This is a genomic window from Aureivirga sp. CE67, from assembly GCF_015767245.1.
Taxonomy (GTDB): domain Bacteria; phylum Bacteroidota; class Bacteroidia; order Flavobacteriales; family Flavobacteriaceae; genus Aureivirga.
The window spans coordinates 198,799-217,174 of record NZ_JADOTV010000004.1 but is presented as its reverse complement, the minus strand read 5'-3'; the positions used below and the strand labels follow the sequence as shown (position 1 = coordinate 217,174).

Below are 18,376 nucleotides of genomic sequence, written 5' to 3'. Positions count from 1 at the left end.
ATAAGGAACTAATTTGTTAATCACTGGACCATCAATCGCTCCTTCGTGATACACAACTTCTCCTGTTCCTCCATTTAAAATCTCTGCATCTTTTTCGTATAATAAGAATCCTTGAACAACTCCATTCGTGTCATCTCCATCCACATCTTCATCACAGAATTCTAATGGTGTTGGTTGTACTAATACTGGTATTGCATTTACGATTAATTCTAATGGAACTACCTTCGCACAATCTGTAGCTGCATATTCTGCACGTACCCAAACTGTTTGTGGATTCGTTTCATTTACAAAAGCTGTTGGGTTTAAAATATATCCAACTCCTTGTGCTGTATTCGTTACATCTCCTGAAATCGCTGCTGCTTCTGTGTAGTAATATTCAAATGAAATTCCTGTTTCTGCTACAATCTCTCCTTCTCTTACGGTTAAATCAAAAGTTGTCATTCCATCCACTACTTCATCATCACAAAGCTCAATTGCTTCTGGAACGATTGCTGTTGGTGTTGGATTTACAATTAATTCTAAAGCTACGATGTCTGTACATCCTGTGATTGTATTTTTAACTAAAGCATATACAACTTGGTTGTTGATATCTACATTTGGATAAGCTGTCGAATTTGAAATTGCATTGTCATAAATTTCTTCTTGCGCATCGATTAATTCTTCAAAATACGTCACTGTTACTTGCCCTAAAGCATAGGTGATTTCTGTATCTTTTAAAGTTAAATTGAACTCTGCAAATCCATCATTATTATCATCACAAACCTCTAATGGTGTTGGAATCGTTGAAGCTGGTGATTCGTGGATAATCACCTCTAAAGTCGTGATATCAAAACAGTGTGTCACATTATTTTCTAAACGTACCCAAACTGTGAAATTATCTGGTGTTGCATTGTTAATATAAGGGGATGCGATTGCATTCAATCCATCAAATGCGTCTGCTTCGGTATGGTGATAAGTTACGATAAATCCTGGTGTAGATGCATTATAATAAGCATCTGCATCTGTTAAATAAACGGTCGTGATTCCGTCATTGATATCATCCTCACAAACTTCTAAAGTCTGTAGTTCGTCTGGAAATTCTGGTTGTGGTAATACTTCAATATTAAAAGGTGTTACCGTTCCACATCCTGTAACATCATTTTTCAGTACTGCATAAATTGTCTGAACTGGTGTTACTGTATTTTCAAAATTATCTGGCGTTGCGATATAAGCAAAAGATCCTACGTTTCCGTTTGCTTCATCAATTACTGCTTGGTTTGCTTCGTTTAAATCTGTGAAATAAGTAATGCTAATTCCATTTTGACCATTTAAAATTTCCTCTGTTGTCTGTGTATTTGTTAAGTCAAAAGCTACAGAACCATCTCCATCATCACACATTTCAATATTATTCACCTCATTGATTAATGGTTTTGGATGCACAATTACATAAAAACTTGTATATGCTGCACATTCTCCTAATGCATAATAAACTTTCACCCAAACTTGGTGAACATTTTGTGTCGCATTTTGGTAGTTTACAATATTTGGTGCTACGATCTGGTTTGTACCTGCTTCCGCATCATCTTGTGTATTATAATATTCCACAGTAGCAGTATCAGGATCAACTGTTGGTGTTAAAATCTCTGTTTCTTTTATTGATAAATTAAATAAACTAAATCCGTCATAGTCATCATCACATACTTCAAGATGATCAATATCTGTACTAATAACTGGAATTTCACCAACAACCAATTCAATTTCAGTAGTTACCCAACATAAACTATCATTATTATATAAATAAGCATAAATAGTTTTTGAATCAGAAACATAATCTGCTGGATTTGCAATTGCAGGACTGGTTGGTAAGTCTGCTCCTGGAGCAAAATCCAACACTTCATAATAAGAAATAGATGTATTTGTATTGGAACCTAAAATTTGTGCATCTAAAGTTGTCAAATCAAAAGAACGAATTCCATCTGCAACTAAATCATCACAAAGTTCATATTGAAAAGTTTGATCTACTGTTGGCTGATCTCCAATTTCAACATTAAACATTCCCGAATTTAAACACCCTGTTACATTATCTTCCAATTGATAATAAACTGTTGTATCTCCTGAAATAAAAGTATCTGAATTTGTAATTTCTGACGCTAAACCTGCATCTGAATAATAAGTAACTGTATAAGTTCCACTATTATCTAGATTCGAATTTTGTAAAGTTAAATCCCAAGTAATTAACCCATCTTCATCTAAATCACAATCATAAATCGTATATGTAGGAGTCACAACTGGCAGTGGATTTAAAATTAACTCAAAAGTTACAGAATCTTCACAATTAGAAGTTGTATTTGTAACTGTTGCAGTTATAATCTCACCATTTGTACCAGTATAGGAATCTGCATTTGTAATTTCTACTCCCGCTCCATCATAATAAACTATAGCTACACCTGTTTCAGTTGTAATAGCATCATCTTGTGTTGTTAAATCAAAAGTTGTATTATCTGCACACTGAACTATATCAGCTGGTGTAGTTACTACAGGAATTAAATTCATAATAAATTCAACAGAAGTTGAAGAAGTACAACCTGTTGTATTTGTTGCTAAAACATAAACTGAATGTGTACTAGAAACAGTATAATTTGTTAAATCAATAATTTCAGTTGTAAAAGTTGCATCTGAATAAAACTTCACATCAACAGTTGTATCTGAAGTAATTGTTGAAACTAAAGAGTCTAAATCATAAATCTCTGTTCCGGTAAAAGAACAAAATGAAATAGGATCTGGAGTAGTTAATGCTGGAGACTCTATAACTGTCATTTCAAATTGAGTAGAATCACCACATTCTCCACCACCTAATTTGATGTAAACCGTTTGTGTAGTATTTGGAGAAAAATTCGTTAGATCTGTTATTTCATCTGTAAATGCAGCATCATTATAATAAGATATCAATGTTGACATATCTGCTAAAATCGTAGTAGATACCGTATTTAAATCAAATAAATCTCCTTGACAAATAGTTTGATCAACAGGTTCTGTAAATACAGGAGGAGATGTTACCTCAATTGTAAAAGTATTTTCATATTTATCTCCACAATCATCATATATTTCTACTTCATAAGTAGTTGTTACTGTAGGCGAAAAAACTGGATCTGGAATTGTAATATCTGAAACTCCTGCTGCTGGTGACCATTCATAAGAAAATGCTCCTGTAAATGTTACATCTACATCATCCACAGTTTCTCCTTCACAGATTACTTTATCTTCAATATCCGCTAATTCAACAAAAGATAAATATTGAAAACAAATTTGATGAAGATTTGAAGCTCCTCCAGTAGAACCTGTAAAACCAAAATATCCAATATTATTTCCTCCAAAAATGTCATTTATGACATCTCCTGAATAAAATGTTCGCAATTTACAATCAAAATAAACACTCAATTTTTGACTTGAAGCATCCCAATCAATTTTTATCAAATGATCTTCTCCATCTTCAATATTTTCATCATAAAAACTAGCTTGAACAGGCCCTGCTAAATTCCCTTCTGTATTAGCCGCATCATTTCCATCTAAATTATGATTGTTACTTCCATTTTTCAATATGGATATATGATCGTAAGATGGATCTCCTGCACCTCCGTTATGCCAAGTATCAAATTCTACTACAATTGAATCATCGATACCTTGGTAACCAATTCCACCTCCTAGATTTCCTATCTCAGGAGTTGAAGTTGTTTTAAAAATCAGAGCCATTCCATCAGCTCCCCAACTATCATTTACCCCAAAATTAGAATTATACAAAATTGTAAAATCCTGATTAAAATCTATTTCATTTTCATACCATACAGCTCCAGATTGACCATTTAGATCTGGAGTAATAATAAAGCAATCATCTCCTTCATCAGTTGCGTCACCTATCAAATTATAGGTTAATTGTGCATGTGATACTGATGAACAGAGTAAGACATAGATAAATACTATAGAGGTAAAGTATTTAAATAAATTATTCATAGATGTAAGTTTTTAAGTTTATGATTTTCATCATATAATAAGTAATTTCATCAAATGTAGTAAAAACATCAATATTTTAACATATTATATAGGTTTAAAACTAAAATAAAACTTGTTTTTTATAAAAACGCATCTACTATTTCATAAAAATGATTACAGTTTTTCTTTTTAAAACAAAAAAGGCTACTATATAAATAGTAACCTTATATTATAATTTTAAGAATAGTAATTATTGTTTTGTAAACACTAACTTCTCAGCATGTTTCTCAATTACTTTATCAAAAAGATCTTTTAAACTAAGATAATAATCACTTGAAAACAATCCTCTGTTTATTTCTACAGCTGAAACTACGACAATTTTAGAACCTTTTTCTTCAACTTTAAAAGTAAAAAATCCTATATCATTTGGTAAAATAATATTAACTGGTTCTGGCTTTGATTTTAAAACATATCCTTCAGGAATATTATATTCAATAATATTGGATTCATTCCAAGCTGTAACATAATCAATCGGTAATAATCTCTTTTCAGCTGTAAAATCACTTTTAGTTTCTCCCCAAAATAACATTGGATCTAAATAATAATCTTCCCCTATCTTCTGAAACCCTCTATCACTTTCAAACTGGTATAATTCTTTTACAGGTTTCAATAATTTTTTCACATTAGAAACTCTACAATTTAAGACTTCAATATTTTCATTGTTTTCTTCTAATTGATCCATGATTTCATCCTTACTCAAAGCTCCGTTTTTTCTTCTGTAATAGTAAGCATAACGATCTTCCATACTAGTAGACACATTTCCTTTCATCGTTCCATCTTCATTAAATTTTATAGATGCTGTTCTTTGAAAGGTTGAAATATTATCAATAGGTAAATTCACTGTCATGATATTAGCTCTATCAATAATCATTTGACCTGTCCAATTCAGCGTTCTTTGTGGTAAAGTTCCAAATCCAATTAATGGATCTGTTGCATCTAATAAAAATTGACTTCCATCTTTATCTCTATAATACCCAATAACATAATTAAATCCGTTAATTGTTGGATAAATTGTTTTTCCGTGAGTTCTTGTACTTATTAGTACAGGGTGTACTTCTAAACCAGCACTTCTCATCATTGAAACTAACAACAAATTAATATCTGCAGCATTCCCTACTCCATCTTTATAAGCTTTTCTTACACCATTTTCTGCATATTTTCCAAAGTTCTCATTCCATCTTACTTTCGATTTTACTTTTTGATAAATCCTAACCGCTTTTTCTAAATCTGAAGAAGAATTATTTGTAATCTGTGCCAAATCTTCTTGGTAAAAATTCGTTTTATCTAACTGCCCACCAAATCTTGCATTGTCAAAAATAGTTTTACTTACAGATTTCCAAGTATTTGAAAATATTTTCACTTTTCCTCCTTGTGGAGTAAAGGATCTTATTTCAAATGCAATTTTCGAACGGTAATCTTCTAAATTTCCACACCAAGGCTCATTTTTTAAAGATGGAATATTTTCTTCTCTTACTTTATAAACATCTGTTTGATATAAAGATCCTCCAATATCAGCATTTTCAAGATCTTGCTCTACTTTAAAAGGATGAATTCCTCCATGATGAAGTTTAAAATTAATTAATCCAGGAATTCTAATCTCATGATTTAAAGCATTCACAGGAATCATTTCTTGAATACTTGACTCTCTTATATATTCAAAATAAGGTGATGTAATTTTATATCTCACCTCAATAACACTTCCTTCTTTCACTTCTGGAAAAGTCAATGTTTTCTTTCTTACTCCATCTCTAATTTCCTCTTCGAAAACACCATCACTTTTCATTTTTGTTTTTACAATTTCATCTCCTTCTAAATTATAAGTAACAACTTTAATACCTATTAATTTCTCTCTTTTATCCGAATCTTTCTGATGAAGTAAAATAGGTAATTTAGCCCAATCATATCCATCTTTTGAATAAATTTTAATTCTAAATCTGTACCGATCCTCAATCATAAGTCCTTCGATACTGTTATAATAATAGAACAATTCTCTCTCTTTATATAAAAAAGCTGCATCTGCTCCTTTTTCAAGTGGATGTTCTTTTTCAAGCAATTCTTCTTTTGACACTTTTCCAAACTTAAAATTTTGGGCATAAGAAGTAAATGAAGAAATAATTAGAAGTATAAAAATACTTTTCATAAACTCATTTTTCATAATTTATATTTTTTTTAAAACTATTTGTGAATTATCGGCTTTTCTAACCTTTCTTAAAAATTTTCTTAATTCTCCATATTTATCTTTAGAATATTCTCCTTTGTTTAAAGAATAAGTTCTAAGATATTTTATTTGTCTTTCATTAATTATCTCAATTTTCATTGCGTAAGACCCCATTTCACATTCGTAATTTTCTGGTTCAAACATCGTCCCGCTCAATTGGTAACCTTCTGGTAAATCAACAATAAATTCACATTCTTCCACAAATCCTCTTTCAATTATAATTGGTGATTTTCGATCATTATTTCTTGGTAGTTTAGAAAAAGACTTAGAAAATGGATTCAAAGTAAAAGCATAATCTTGGCCTAATTTTGTCAGATATTTATTTACTTTTAAATCTAAACTTTCTTTAAAAACAACTCTTTCTTTATCATTTTCAAATTTTATCTCCTTATAATGAACATTATTTAAATCTCTAAAATATCTTTTGTTATAATATATTTCTAGTTCATTTTCATCTGCATTTTCTAAATAATAATGATCACCATAAGTATTTCCGGTAGAAATAATTTCTAATTGACTATTCAAATCACCATTTACCTCTAAACTTATTTTTGCTTTCGAAATCAATTTATTTTGTTCATTCAAATAAGAAGTAGTATGCATGATTTTTCCACCTTCTGGAAACATAACGGTCACATCTCTATCATCCGTAAAATCACCTAAATATCCGAAAGGATTTGTATTACTCGTACATTCTAACCAAATACCTTCTTCTGAAATTGGTAAATATAAAATCACATGATTTCCTTGTTTAAAATCAGCAAATTCTTTGTCAAAATCTACTTTTTCTGCTCCTGCTTCCACGTGTGCATAATAAGCCGGAACATCTACAATATCCAATAAAGACATCGTATAATTTGACAATCCTTTACAATCTCCATATTTTACTTTGTCTACATCTTTTGCTTTTATTGGCTGAAATCCACCAATTCCTACCTGCACACTGATGTATCTCGTTTTATTTTGCACATATTCATAAACAATTTTAGCTTTTTCAATAGGGTCTGTAATATTTTTTGTCAATTTTAAAATTTCAGCTCGTGTTTCATCTGTTACCTCTTGCCTATCTTTTAAAATATTTTCATACATAAACTTCCCAAACTCCTTCCAGTTATTATAATTTCCTTTATAACCAGAAATATGAAAAGGATTAATATTGATATTTAATTCTGGCAAAATTCTTCTTGAACTTACCCCTAAATAATTTTCAGCATTAATATAACCATCAACTAATTTCATCTTCAAAACATTTCCTTTTGAAAGATCTTCAATCTGGAAATCCTCAAAATTCTTCGATTGCTTTTGAAGTTTAATATCTTCTGAATATTCTAAAGAATAAAGACTTTTTTTAACCAAAACTTTAGATCTTCGAATTGGTCTCCAACTAGGAATTGCAAAAGTTTCACTTGACCCAATAACTTTTTCCAATTTTAATCTGATCGGAAATGAAGCAGGTGTATATTCAAAACTTTTCACTCTAGAATCTGAATATAAAGTTCCGTGAGAAACAGCACTATAATCTTTAAAATTACTTTTCGAAATTTTCTGAACTACATCTCCATTAGTATTTAATACGGAAACCTTTAATTTTTTGATTTTTCTGTCATTATCATAATAACCACTAAAAAGTGAAATCAAAGATTCAAATCCATCTTTATTATGAATTGTAACATCTAAATCAATTTTGTAAGTGTAATAATTATACTTTTCTACAACAATTTTCTCGTCAACACTATGTATCGTAGCATTGATTTTCCTTTCTTTTCCGCCTTCAAATGAATATAAAAAATTTGAAAAAATAAGCAGAATAAACAATAATTTTCTTGACATTTTAACTATTTTTTCAGCTAAAATAGTTAATTTTTTATGTTATCAATACTAATAAGTCTTTTTTTACAAATTGACAAACCAACGTTGAAAAAAGTCTCCAATAATAGGTATCGGTTTTGTAGATAAATTAATGGCTCGAAATAAACCTATTACCCATAAAACAAATAAAAGAGAGCGAAAAAATATATTGACAAAACCAAGCGGAAAAATTCCATTTATAAATTCCAAAACAAAAAGAAAAAATACCAAGCCTACCATTTGTCGAATATGAAAAGAAACAAACGAATTTCTCTTTCTCCAATTAATAATTAAAGCTATTAATGTTCCAAAAATAGTTATATAGGTTATTATCGCTAAAGTTTTACTTTCCTTATCCATCCTCAAAATATTATATATCATTTGAAGTTAGTTTATTTTCAAAAAGAATGGTCTTAAATAAAAATTAAAAAAGTGAGGGCGTTGTGTGGGAGATTTTAAAAAGAAGCTTTAAGAATTAAGCTTACTAAAATAAGAGAAGTGATACTCATTACAAGATGAATGATAAAAGCAATCCATTTTTTTAAATTAATAGTAATATTTACAACTTTAAACAAATAAAAAAAGCCTAAAACAGATAAAAGAAAAGAAATTATGATGGGGACTACGAGCAATTTTACCAAAACTACACGAGTTTCGATAATATTTAAATAGATAAAAAGTGAAGTTGACAGCATCAAAACTAAATTCACAATACCTATTATAAAAGATATGTTAATATTATTTTTCATTTTATAGCATTTCGTCCAAAACGCTAATATAAAACCTAATTATTTGATTTACAATTATTTAAATAATTTTATATGATTTAAAATGAATTTTTCATGCAAAGATTCGATTATTTTAGATAGAAAAAATTGTTAACCATATATTAAACATTTTAGTTTTCAATCAAATAGCTAAAAATCTTATTGTTTGTTTTATAGATTATTTGTACATTTGCACTCCTTTTTACGAGAAAGATTTCAAAGGAATTATTTTTATTATTTTATTATAAACCTCTCTTCAAGTTATTTTCGTAGTAGAAATCTGAATAATAAGAAGATACAAAGTTAAATCAGAACATTATGTCTGAAGAAACAAAAAACGTAGCGGAAGAGCAAAACGCTCCAGTTAACCCACAGGAATTTTTAGAAAACTTCGATTGGCACAAATACGAAGAAGGAATTGAAGCAGTAGACGAAGATAAATTAAAAGCTTTCGAAGATGCTTTAGATGGAACTTTAGGGTTCGTAAACGAGCACGAAGTAATCGAAGGAACTGTAGTTAGAAAAACGGATCGTGAAGCAATTATTGATATCAACTCTAAATCTGAAGGAGTTATTTCATTAAACGAATTCCGTTACAATCCTAACTTAGCAGTTGGTGATAAAGTAGAAGTATTAGTTGACAGAAGAGAAGATAGCACTGGACAATTAGTACTTTCTCACAAAAAAGCTCGTGTAATCAAAGCATGGGATAGAGTAATCGCAGCTCACGAAACTGGTGAAGTAGTTAACGGATTCGTTAAATGCAGAACTAGAGGAGGAATGATTGTTGACGTATTTGGAATTGAGGCATTCTTACCAGGATCTCAAATCGACGTTAAACCAATCCGTGATTACGATCAGTACGTTGAAAAAACAATGGAATTCAAAGTTGTTAAAATTAACCACGAATTCAAAAACGTTGTTGTTTCTCACAAAGCTCTTATCGAAGCTGATATCGAACTTCAAAAGAAAGAGATTATCTCTGGTCTTGAAAAAGGACAAGTTCTTGAAGGAGTTGTTAAGAATATTACATCATACGGAGTATTCGTTGATTTAGGAGGTGTTGATGGATTAATCCACATTACTGACTTATCTTGGTCTAGAATCAGCCACCCATCTGAAGTTGTTGAGTTAGATCAAAAATTAAACGTTGTAATCTTAGACTTCGATGATGAGAAGACAAGAATCCAATTAGGATTAAAACAATTAAACGCTCACCCATGGGAAGCTTTAGACGCTGAATTAAAAGTTGGTGATAAAGTAAAAGGTAAAGTAGTTGTAATCGCTGATTACGGTGCATTTATCGAAGTGGCTAAAGGTGTTGAAGGATTAATCCACGTTTCTGAAATGTCATGGTCTACGCACTTACGTTCTGCTCAAGATTTCGTAAGCATCGGAGACGAAGTTGAGGCAGTAATCTTAACTTTAGACAGAGAAGAAAGAAAAATGTCTTTAGGTATCAAGCAATTACACCCAGACCCATGGACTAACATCGCTGAGAGATTCCCAGTAGGATCTAAGCACATGGGAACTGTAAGAAACTATACTAACTTCGGAGTATTCGTAGAATTAGAAGAAGGAATCGACGGATTAGTATACATTTCTGACTTATCTTGGACTAAGAAAATCAAGCACCCATCTGAGGTTGTGAAAGTTGGAGATAAATTAGAAGTTGTAGTTCTTGAATTAGATGCTGAAGGACGTAAATTAAACTTAGGTCACAAGCAAACTTTAGAAAATCCTTGGGATGTTCACGAAGCTAAGTATACTTTAAACTCTGTTCACTCTGGTACAGTTAAAGAAAAGACTGACAAAGGAGGAATCGTTTTATTTGATGATGAAGTTGAGGCATTCGTACCTGGACGTCACATGGAAAAAGAAGACGGATCTAAATTAAACAAAGGTGACGTTGTTGATTTCAAAGTTATCGAGTTTAACAAAGAGTTCAGAAGAATTGTTGTTTCTCACACTGCTATCTTCAAAGAAGAGGAGAAGAAAAACATTTCTAACGCAAAAGCTAAGTCTGATTCAGTAGAAAAAACTACTTTAGGAGATATCTCTGGATTAGCTGATTTAAAAAAGAAAATGGAAGAAGGAAAATAATAATTTTCTAAATCCTTAAATATTTTAGAGCGTCATTTCTTCGGAAGTGACGCTTTTTTTTATTCTTGTTTTTTAACGAATATTATCTTCTTTTAAATTTAAGAATCTGACACACCTTCCTCTAATAATTATCCTTAAATTTCAATTATCGGTTTATTATAAATTCTATTTTAAAACTAATTTCAAATAAATAACAAATACACTTAAATTCATTGTATAAAAAAAGAGTAACCTTTTCAGATTACTCTTTAATATTTTAAAAACAATACTTTGTTTTATTTTTCTTCACTCTCTACGAAAGCTTCCATTACTTGTTGACTTACTCCCATATTTGAGAATCCTCCATCGTGGAATAAGTTTTGTAAAGTAACTTTCTTCGTTAAATCAGAGAACATACTAATTGTATACTCCGCACAATCAGCAGCAGAAGCATTTCCTAATGGAGACATTTTATCTGCATAACTAATAAATCCATCAAATCCTTTCACTCCTTTTCCAGCAGTTGTTGGAGTTGGAGATTGAGAAATTGTGTTTACTCTTACTTTTTGTTCTTTTCCGAAGAAATATCCAAAGCTACGAGCGATTGACTCTAAATAAGCTTTGTTATCCGCCATATCGTTGTAATCTGGGAATACTCTTTGCGCAGCCATGTAACTTAATGCTACGATAGATCCCCACTCGTTCATTGCGTTCTTCTTATATAAAACACTCATTACTTTGTGGAATGATAATGCTGACACATCAAATCCTTTGTGAGTGAAATCATAATTCTCATCTGTATAATGTCTTCCTTTTCTTACGTTTACAGACATTCCGATAGAGTGTAATACGAAATCAATTTTTCCTCCTAAGATTTCCATTGATTGCTCTACTAACTTCTCTAAATCCTCTACTGAAGTCGCATCTGCAGGAATTATTTGAGAATTTGTTTTTTCAGCCAATTGGTTGATTGTTCCCATTCTCATTGCAATAGGAGCATTTGTTAAAACAAACTCTGCACCTTCTTCGTGAGCACGCTCTGCCACTTTCCAAGCAATAGAGTTCTCATCTAAAGCTCCGAATATAATTCCTTTTTTTCCTTTAAGTAGGTTATACATAGTGTTCTTTATTTTAAAATTCTTTCATTCTATTTCTGATAGAACAAAAATATAAATTTATTTAGTTTTACTTAACAAGTGTTTTAATATTTTAATTTTATTTCTTAATTAAAATAATTTAATCTATTAAAAACTAGAATATTAACTATTTAAGTAATTTTTTAGCATGTGCTACCGCAGAAGCAGATAAATCTTTTCCGCCAAGCATTTCTGCTATTTCTTGTATTCTTTCTTTTTTTGTCAACTCTTTTAGTCTAGAATATGTTTCTTCCGCCACATCTTCTTTATAAACTTTATAGTGTTGTCTTCCTTTTGCAGCAATTTGTGGCAAGTGACTAATTGTAATAACCTGCATATTTTCACTCATATGCTCCATAATTTCTCCCATTTTATTAGAAACTTCACCAGAAACTCCAGTATCAATTTCATCAAAAATAATCGTAGGAAGTTTTGTGTAGTTTGATAAAATAGCTTTTACAGAAAGCATGATTCTAGACATTTCTCCTCCTGAAGCTACTTTTTTCAACTCACCATAATTTTCACCTTTATTTGCAGAAAAAAGTAATTTTAAAATATCTTTCCCATTTTCAGTATAATTATCCGAAAGTGTGATATTAATTTTAAAACGAGCATTTACCATTCCAAGCGTAGCAAGTTTTGCCTCTAGCTTATCTTTTAACTCTTGTAAAGTATTTTTTCTTTTCTCATGTAGATTTCCAGCCAAGTTATCTAAGATATTTTCCATCGCCTCAATTTCTTCTTTTAACAAAGAAATATTCTCCGAAGAATTACTTGCTGCTTGTACTTTTTGTTCTAAATCTTCTTGAATTTTTAATAAATCAGAAATAGAATCTACATGATGTTTTTTCTGTAAAGAATAAATTATCTGTAAACGATCATTCAAGTTTTCCAATTCTGATGGTTCAAATTCTACATCGTCTTGAAAACCTTCTAAATCTTGAATAATATCGTTAAATTCGATAGAAATACTTTCCAACCTTTCTTGAATATCTTTGTATTCCTCAGAAAAATCAGCAATTTTCATCAAATTAGAATTACATTCAGAAAGTAAACTTTGAATTCCAATTTCTTCATTAGAACCTGTTTCAATCGTCTGAGCAATATGTAACTTAATAGATTCTACATTATTTAGTTTATCTATTTTCTGTTCGATTTCTTCTTGCTCATCTTCAATTAATTCTGCTTTTTGTAATTCTTGAAGTAAGTGTAAATTATAATCAAACTGCAGTTTCGATTCTCTATCAAAAGTTTCTAATTCTGCTAGTTTTCTTGTCAAACTTTGGTATTTTCTCAAATTCGATCTATACTCCAAAACAATATCTTGATTTGAAGATAAAGCATCAATTATTTTGAATTGAAAATCGGTATTGGAAAGTTCTAAAGTTTGGTACTGCGAATGAATATCAATTAATTTTTCACTAAGAGAATTTAAAATATTCAGTTTCGCAGGTGTATCATTTATATAAGATCGAGATTTTCCGCTTGGAAGAATTTCTCTTCGAATGATCGTATTTTCTTCAAAATCTAAATCATTATCTTCAAAGAAATCTCTTAAATCGTAATTTTTAATAGCAAATTCAGCTTCAATAACACATTTCTTTTCTTTGTCTTTCAGAATAGACAAATCTGCTCTTTTACCTAAAACAAGGCCAAGAGCTCCAAGTAAGATAGATTTTCCTGCTCCTGTTTCACCAGTAATAATGGAAAATCCTTCTCTAAAATCTACGTTTAATTGTTCAATTAATGCGTAATTTTTGATAAAAAGTGAATTTAACACAATAAAAATATTAGATAGTTGAAACTATTTTATTTTATCCCATTTTTTAGAATTCGTAGGAGACATTTTCCCTAATAATTCTTTTAAATCAACAACATCCGTATTTGGACCTCCTGAAAACACATTTGAAATTTCGTCTGCTTTTGCATCAAAAAACATTCTAATCACTGCCGTATTTGGTCTTGAAGAATGAATATTTTTTAATTTCATAATCGCAGATTTGATATTTTTCTTGGCCGTATTTTTATTTTTAGCCATCATATCTAATCCTTTCAAATGATATCTGTACAAAGCATTTTTAAACGAAATATAAGATGTAGAAGTAAAATCATTAATAATTCTATATCTCGTAATTCCATTTTCAAGCGGACTCCATCCTGGATAACTACTTTGTTGTGCTAAGTTAGCAACATTTTGCGCACTTTTAAAATATTCTTTCCCTCCATTTTGTTTAAAAGTATCAGCATCCATTCCTAAAATTACATATGCGTAATAAGCAATAACAGAAACTAAATTCGAATCAAAACTGTTTGGATTGAATTGTAAAACTTCAAACTCTGAGTATTTAAAACTAAAATCATCATCTTTATGATTTAAAACTGGACTCAAATAAGAAGAATCATATACAGGCCTTGAAGACTGAATTTGAATACTTCCAGAAAATTCGTTTGAAGCTAATTGTTCTTTAATAATAATTGTAATGGCACATTGGATCTTTTCATGTTTTTTGAAAGTCTTGTTTGTCCATTGTTTTTGATTGATAAACTCCGTAAGATTAGTTTCTAAACTTTTGAAAACTTGTTTATTTGAACCTGGAATCTGATCTGAGTTTACATTAACAATACAATTTAATTCCTGTGCATTTATACTTAAGAACACAAAAAAAGCTGCTGTAAATAAAAGTAGTTTATTCATCAATTATTTTTTCTTCATTATTTCATTAAAAATATCTATCGCTACTTCAGATTTAGATTTTAGGCCAAATTCTGAAATATTTTCGAATTTATCAATAATTGAGACTTTGTTTGTTGCATTTTTGAATCCTGCGCCTTTATCATTTAAAGAGTTTAAGACTATCATGTCTAAGTTTTTTCTCTTTAATTTCCCTTTTGCATTTTCCAATTCATCATTAGTTTCTAGTGCAAAACCAACCAAGAACTGATCTTTCTTTATCGCTCCTAGAGATGCTAAAACATCCTTAGTTTTTTCTAATTCAATTACAAATTCCGCGTCTTTCTTTTTAATTTTTTGTGTTGCAACATGTTTTGGCTTATAATCAGCCACTGCTGCAGAAAGGATTGCAATATCTACGGAATCAAAATGTTTCATTGCTGCATTGTACATATCTTCTGCACAAAAAACATCTATTCTCTCAATTAACTTATTCTGAACAACTTCGGCGGAAGGACCTGCAATCAAATAAACTTTTGCTCCTAGAGAAGCTGCAGTTTTTGCAAGCTCAAATCCCATTTTACCCGAAGAATGATTACCAATAAAACGAACAGGATCTATTGCTTCGTATGTTGGTCCTGCAGTAATTAAAACTTTTTTGTTTTTTAAAGGTAATTTATCAAGTATATCTTTTTCAATGAATTCTACAATGGTCTCTGGTTCAGCCATTCTTCCTTCACCTACCAATCCACTTGCTAATTCACCACTTTCTGCTGGAATACAGATATTTCCGAATGAAATAAGTTTGTCTATATTTTCTTTTGTCGAACCGTGTTTGTACATATCTAAATCCATTGCTGGTGCAAAATATACTGGACATTTTGCTGAAAGATATGTTGCCAAAAGTAAGTTATCACAGGTTCCGTGACACATTTTCGAAAGTGTGTTGGCTGTAGCAGGAGCAATTACCATATAATCTGCCCATAAACCTAATTCCACATGGTTATTCCAGATTTCATTTTCTTCTGAATCTTTATCGTAAAAAGTAGAGTAAACTGGATTTTTGGAAAGTGTAGATAGTGTAAGAGGCGTGACAAAATCTTTAGAAGCAGGTGTCATGACTACTTTGACATGCGCACCTGCTTTTATAAATTGTCTAACTAAATGAGCCGTTTTATAGGCAGCAATTCCTGCAGTAATTCCTAAAAGGATTTTTTTACCACGTAAAACTGTCATTTATTATTTTTTTGTTTCGTTTGGGTTTCTGAAATAAATTCTATTCTCAAACCATTCTTCTAATGCAATTGCAGTTGGTTTTGGTAATTTTTCGTAGAATTTAGAAACTTCAATTTGCTCCTTGTTTTCGAAAACTTCATCTAAACTTTCTGTATGCGTAGCAAATTCATCTAATTTATCAATTAGCTCCTTCTTTAAATCTCCATTGATTTGGTCTGCTCTTCTAGCCAAGATAGAAATAGCCTCATAAATGTTGTTAGTTGGGGCTTCAATTGCTTCTCTATCATAAGTGATAGTAGTATCCGCTGCGTTTGTATTCTTGTAGTCCATCTTTCTATTTATTTTCTAATTGAGTAATTAAATCTAATTCTTTATTTATCTTTATTAATAATTTTTTAGCTTCCTCTAAATATTGAGAATCACTGAAAGCTCTTTCTAATTTTTCAAATGCTTTAACAGCATCGTTCAATCTTTCTCCTTTTTTCTTTTGAACACTCTCCATCGCTAAATCATGAGAGGCTTTCAATCTTAAAAATAATACTTCTTCTTTAAATGAAGAACCTAAATTATCTGAAAGAAAATTATCAAATGAAACAATTGCTGCTTTATAATCCTCTAATTTATAATATTGCTTTGCAATTTCAAATGATTTCTTTTCAAGTTTATGCCTTAATTCTTTACTAATCTTATTTGCATCAGCAATTCTGTCTGAATTTGGATAAGAATCAATAAACACCTGCATCTTCGTGATTGCTTTTTCCGTATCTGATTGATCTAAGCTATATTTTGGTGAAGCTAAATAATCACTATAAGCTGACATATACATTGCTTCTTCTTTCTTAGAACTTGTTGGGAAATTTTTAGCGAACTTATCAAAATAATAAGAAGAAAGAATATAATCTTTCAAATTGAAATAAGATTGAGCAACCATATATTGGATACGCTCCATTTGAGGTTTTCCTTGATATGGTGTGATAACTTTCTCGAACAAATCTACAGCTTTGTTATATTTTCCTGCATCATATAATTCTGTTGCAAGTTTATAACGTTCTTCTGCTGTTCCTTTATTTAAAACTTTTGAATATCTACCACATGAACTTAAAACTAATGTAGAGATAACAATGAATGATATTTTTTTGATTTTTCGCATTCGGCAAAAATAATTAATTATAATGGATTATTAAAATGATTTTTCAATATATAACGTTTTAAATATTTATCTTAACATTTAATTTTAAACACTTAGCTCATCTTCTGAAAAAATCCGTATTTAAAAATGAAAACTGTATTTTTTTTCAATTATTATTTCTTTAGAAAAATATTCTCTGAAACTTTATTAAACATTATCACGTTTGATTTTGTATAATAGCATACAGATTATCAAGTTCCTCTCTTGAGAGGGGGCTAGGGTGTGTTTTAAATGAAACAAAATTCCCTCATAATATTTTAAACGTGATAATGTTTATTACAAACTTAGTTTATTTATCTCCTAAAAAATAAAAGCTACATATCATCTTCATGATAGTATTCTTTAATTATTCTTTTAAATTTACTAAAAATGGAAGATTCAAATACTTAAAACATTCTTGCAATAACAAAAAATAATTAAAATAAAACTCTATAATATTTGTTAAAAAATCATAATTTAACGAGTAATAGAAAAATATTTATTTGATGAAAAAAACAGCAATAATTCTTGGCGCATCAGGTCTGACAGGAGGTTTATTATTAAATTTACTTTTGGAAGATTATAGATATGAAAAAATCATTTCTTTTGGAAGAAAATCTTTAAACCAAAAACATCCGAAGTTAGAAGAAATTGTTTGTGATCTTTTTGATTTGAAAGCGCAAAAAGAAAAATTTAAAGCTGATGAAGTTTATTGTTGTATTGGAACAACTGCTAAAAAAACTCCTAATAAAGAAATATATAAAAATATTGATTTAGGAATTCCGTGGAACGCTGCTAGTCTTTGCAAAGAAAATAACATTGAAACTTTTATGGTAATCTCTGCTTTAGGTGCAAATTCTAAAAGTTCTATTTTTTATAATAAAACTAAAGGCGATATGGAAAAATTAGTCTTAGAACAAAGCATCAAAAACACGTATATATTAAGACCTTCTCTTATTCTTGGAAATAGAAATGAAAGTCGTTTTATGGAAGGTTTTGGGATGAAAGTTTTTCCATTGTTTCATTTTTTAATGCAAGGAAAATGGAAAAAATATCGAGCAATAAAAGCGAGTAGCATTGCAAAAACGATGTTATTTTTAGCTAATTCAGATTATCCGTCTGGAATTATAAATTCCGATTTAATAGAAAAATTGAGCAAATAGTTTTATTTGATTTTTTCATAAAATATTAAGTGTTTTAAGTTAATTTATTTACACTTTTTTA

Annotated in this window: 12 protein-coding genes; 2 read left to right on the top strand and 10 right to left on the bottom strand. The window is 29.9% G+C overall.

The features are described from left to right. From I0K12_RS08030 to I0K12_RS08015, 4 genes are all read right to left on the bottom strand, one after another. Positions 1-3,987 (bottom strand): L-type lectin-domain containing protein (locus I0K12_RS08030; protein ID WP_196886878.1); only part of this gene is annotated, 3,987 nt, incomplete at its 3' end. A 229-nt stretch (positions 3,988-4,216) separates the two neighbouring features. Further along, positions 4,217-6,166 (bottom strand): DUF3857 domain-containing protein, encoded by a 1,950-nt coding sequence (locus I0K12_RS08025; RefSeq protein ID WP_196886877.1) that lies wholly within the window; start codon positions 6,164-6,166, stop codon positions 4,217-4,219. 18 nt (positions 6,167-6,184) lie between these two features. After that, positions 6,185-8,074 (bottom strand): DUF3857 domain-containing protein, encoded by a 1,890-nt coding sequence (locus I0K12_RS08020; RefSeq protein WP_196886876.1) that lies wholly within the window; start codon positions 8,072-8,074, stop codon positions 6,185-6,187. Between the two features lie 63 nt (positions 8,075-8,137). Continuing rightward, on the bottom strand, positions 8,138-8,452 hold the full coding sequence (locus I0K12_RS08015; RefSeq protein ID WP_196886874.1) for a hypothetical protein: 315 nt from the start codon (positions 8,450-8,452) through the stop codon (positions 8,138-8,140). Positions 8,453-9,177: 725 nt separating this feature from the next. Here I0K12_RS08015 and rpsA point away from each other — a divergent pair. Next, entirely contained in the window at positions 9,178-10,962 is a 1,785-nt protein-coding gene (gene rpsA, locus I0K12_RS08010; protein WP_196886872.1) for a 30S ribosomal protein S1, read from the top strand. A gap of 275 nt (positions 10,963-11,237) precedes the next feature. On the opposite strand, the gene I0K12_RS08005 is transcribed toward rpsA, so the two are convergent. The 6 genes from I0K12_RS08005 to I0K12_RS07980 form a co-directional block, all read right to left on the bottom strand. Then, on the bottom strand, positions 11,238-12,059 hold the full coding sequence (locus I0K12_RS08005) for an enoyl-ACP reductase (RefSeq protein WP_196886870.1): 822 nt from the start codon (positions 12,057-12,059) through the stop codon (positions 11,238-11,240). 145 nt (positions 12,060-12,204) lie between these two features. Further along, positions 12,205-13,857 (bottom strand): DNA repair protein RecN, encoded by a 1,653-nt coding sequence (gene recN / locus I0K12_RS08000; protein WP_196886868.1) that lies wholly within the window; start codon positions 13,855-13,857, stop codon positions 12,205-12,207. A 24-nt stretch (positions 13,858-13,881) separates the two neighbouring features. Further along, positions 13,882-14,772 carry a DUF4835 family protein gene (locus I0K12_RS07995; RefSeq protein WP_196886866.1) on the bottom strand — a complete coding sequence of 297 codons (891 nt, stop codon included), beginning with the start codon at positions 14,770-14,772 and terminating at the stop codon, positions 13,882-13,884. A gap of 3 nt (positions 14,773-14,775) precedes the next feature. Next, a complete protein-coding gene (gene coaBC, locus I0K12_RS07990) occupies positions 14,776-15,984 on the bottom strand; it encodes a bifunctional phosphopantothenoylcysteine decarboxylase/phosphopantothenate--cysteine ligase CoaBC (RefSeq protein WP_196886864.1) in 1,209 nt (402 codons plus the stop codon). A gap of 3 nt (positions 15,985-15,987) precedes the next feature. Beyond that, the gene (locus I0K12_RS07985; RefSeq protein ID WP_196886862.1) at positions 15,988-16,314 is read right to left on the bottom strand and encodes a DNA-directed RNA polymerase subunit omega; all 327 of its coding nucleotides are present in this window, start codon (positions 16,312-16,314) and stop codon (positions 15,988-15,990) included. A 4-nt stretch (positions 16,315-16,318) separates the two neighbouring features. Next, a complete protein-coding gene (locus I0K12_RS07980; protein WP_196886860.1) occupies positions 16,319-17,134 on the bottom strand; it encodes an outer membrane protein assembly factor BamD in 816 nt (271 codons plus the stop codon). Positions 17,135-17,658: 524 nt separating this feature from the next. On the opposite strand from I0K12_RS07980, the gene I0K12_RS07975 reads away from it, so the two are divergent. After that, positions 17,659-18,315, top strand: coding sequence for an NAD-dependent epimerase/dehydratase family protein (locus tag I0K12_RS07975; protein WP_196886858.1), 657 nt, complete (start codon positions 17,659-17,661; stop codon positions 18,313-18,315). Positions 18,316-18,376 lie beyond the last annotated feature (61 nt).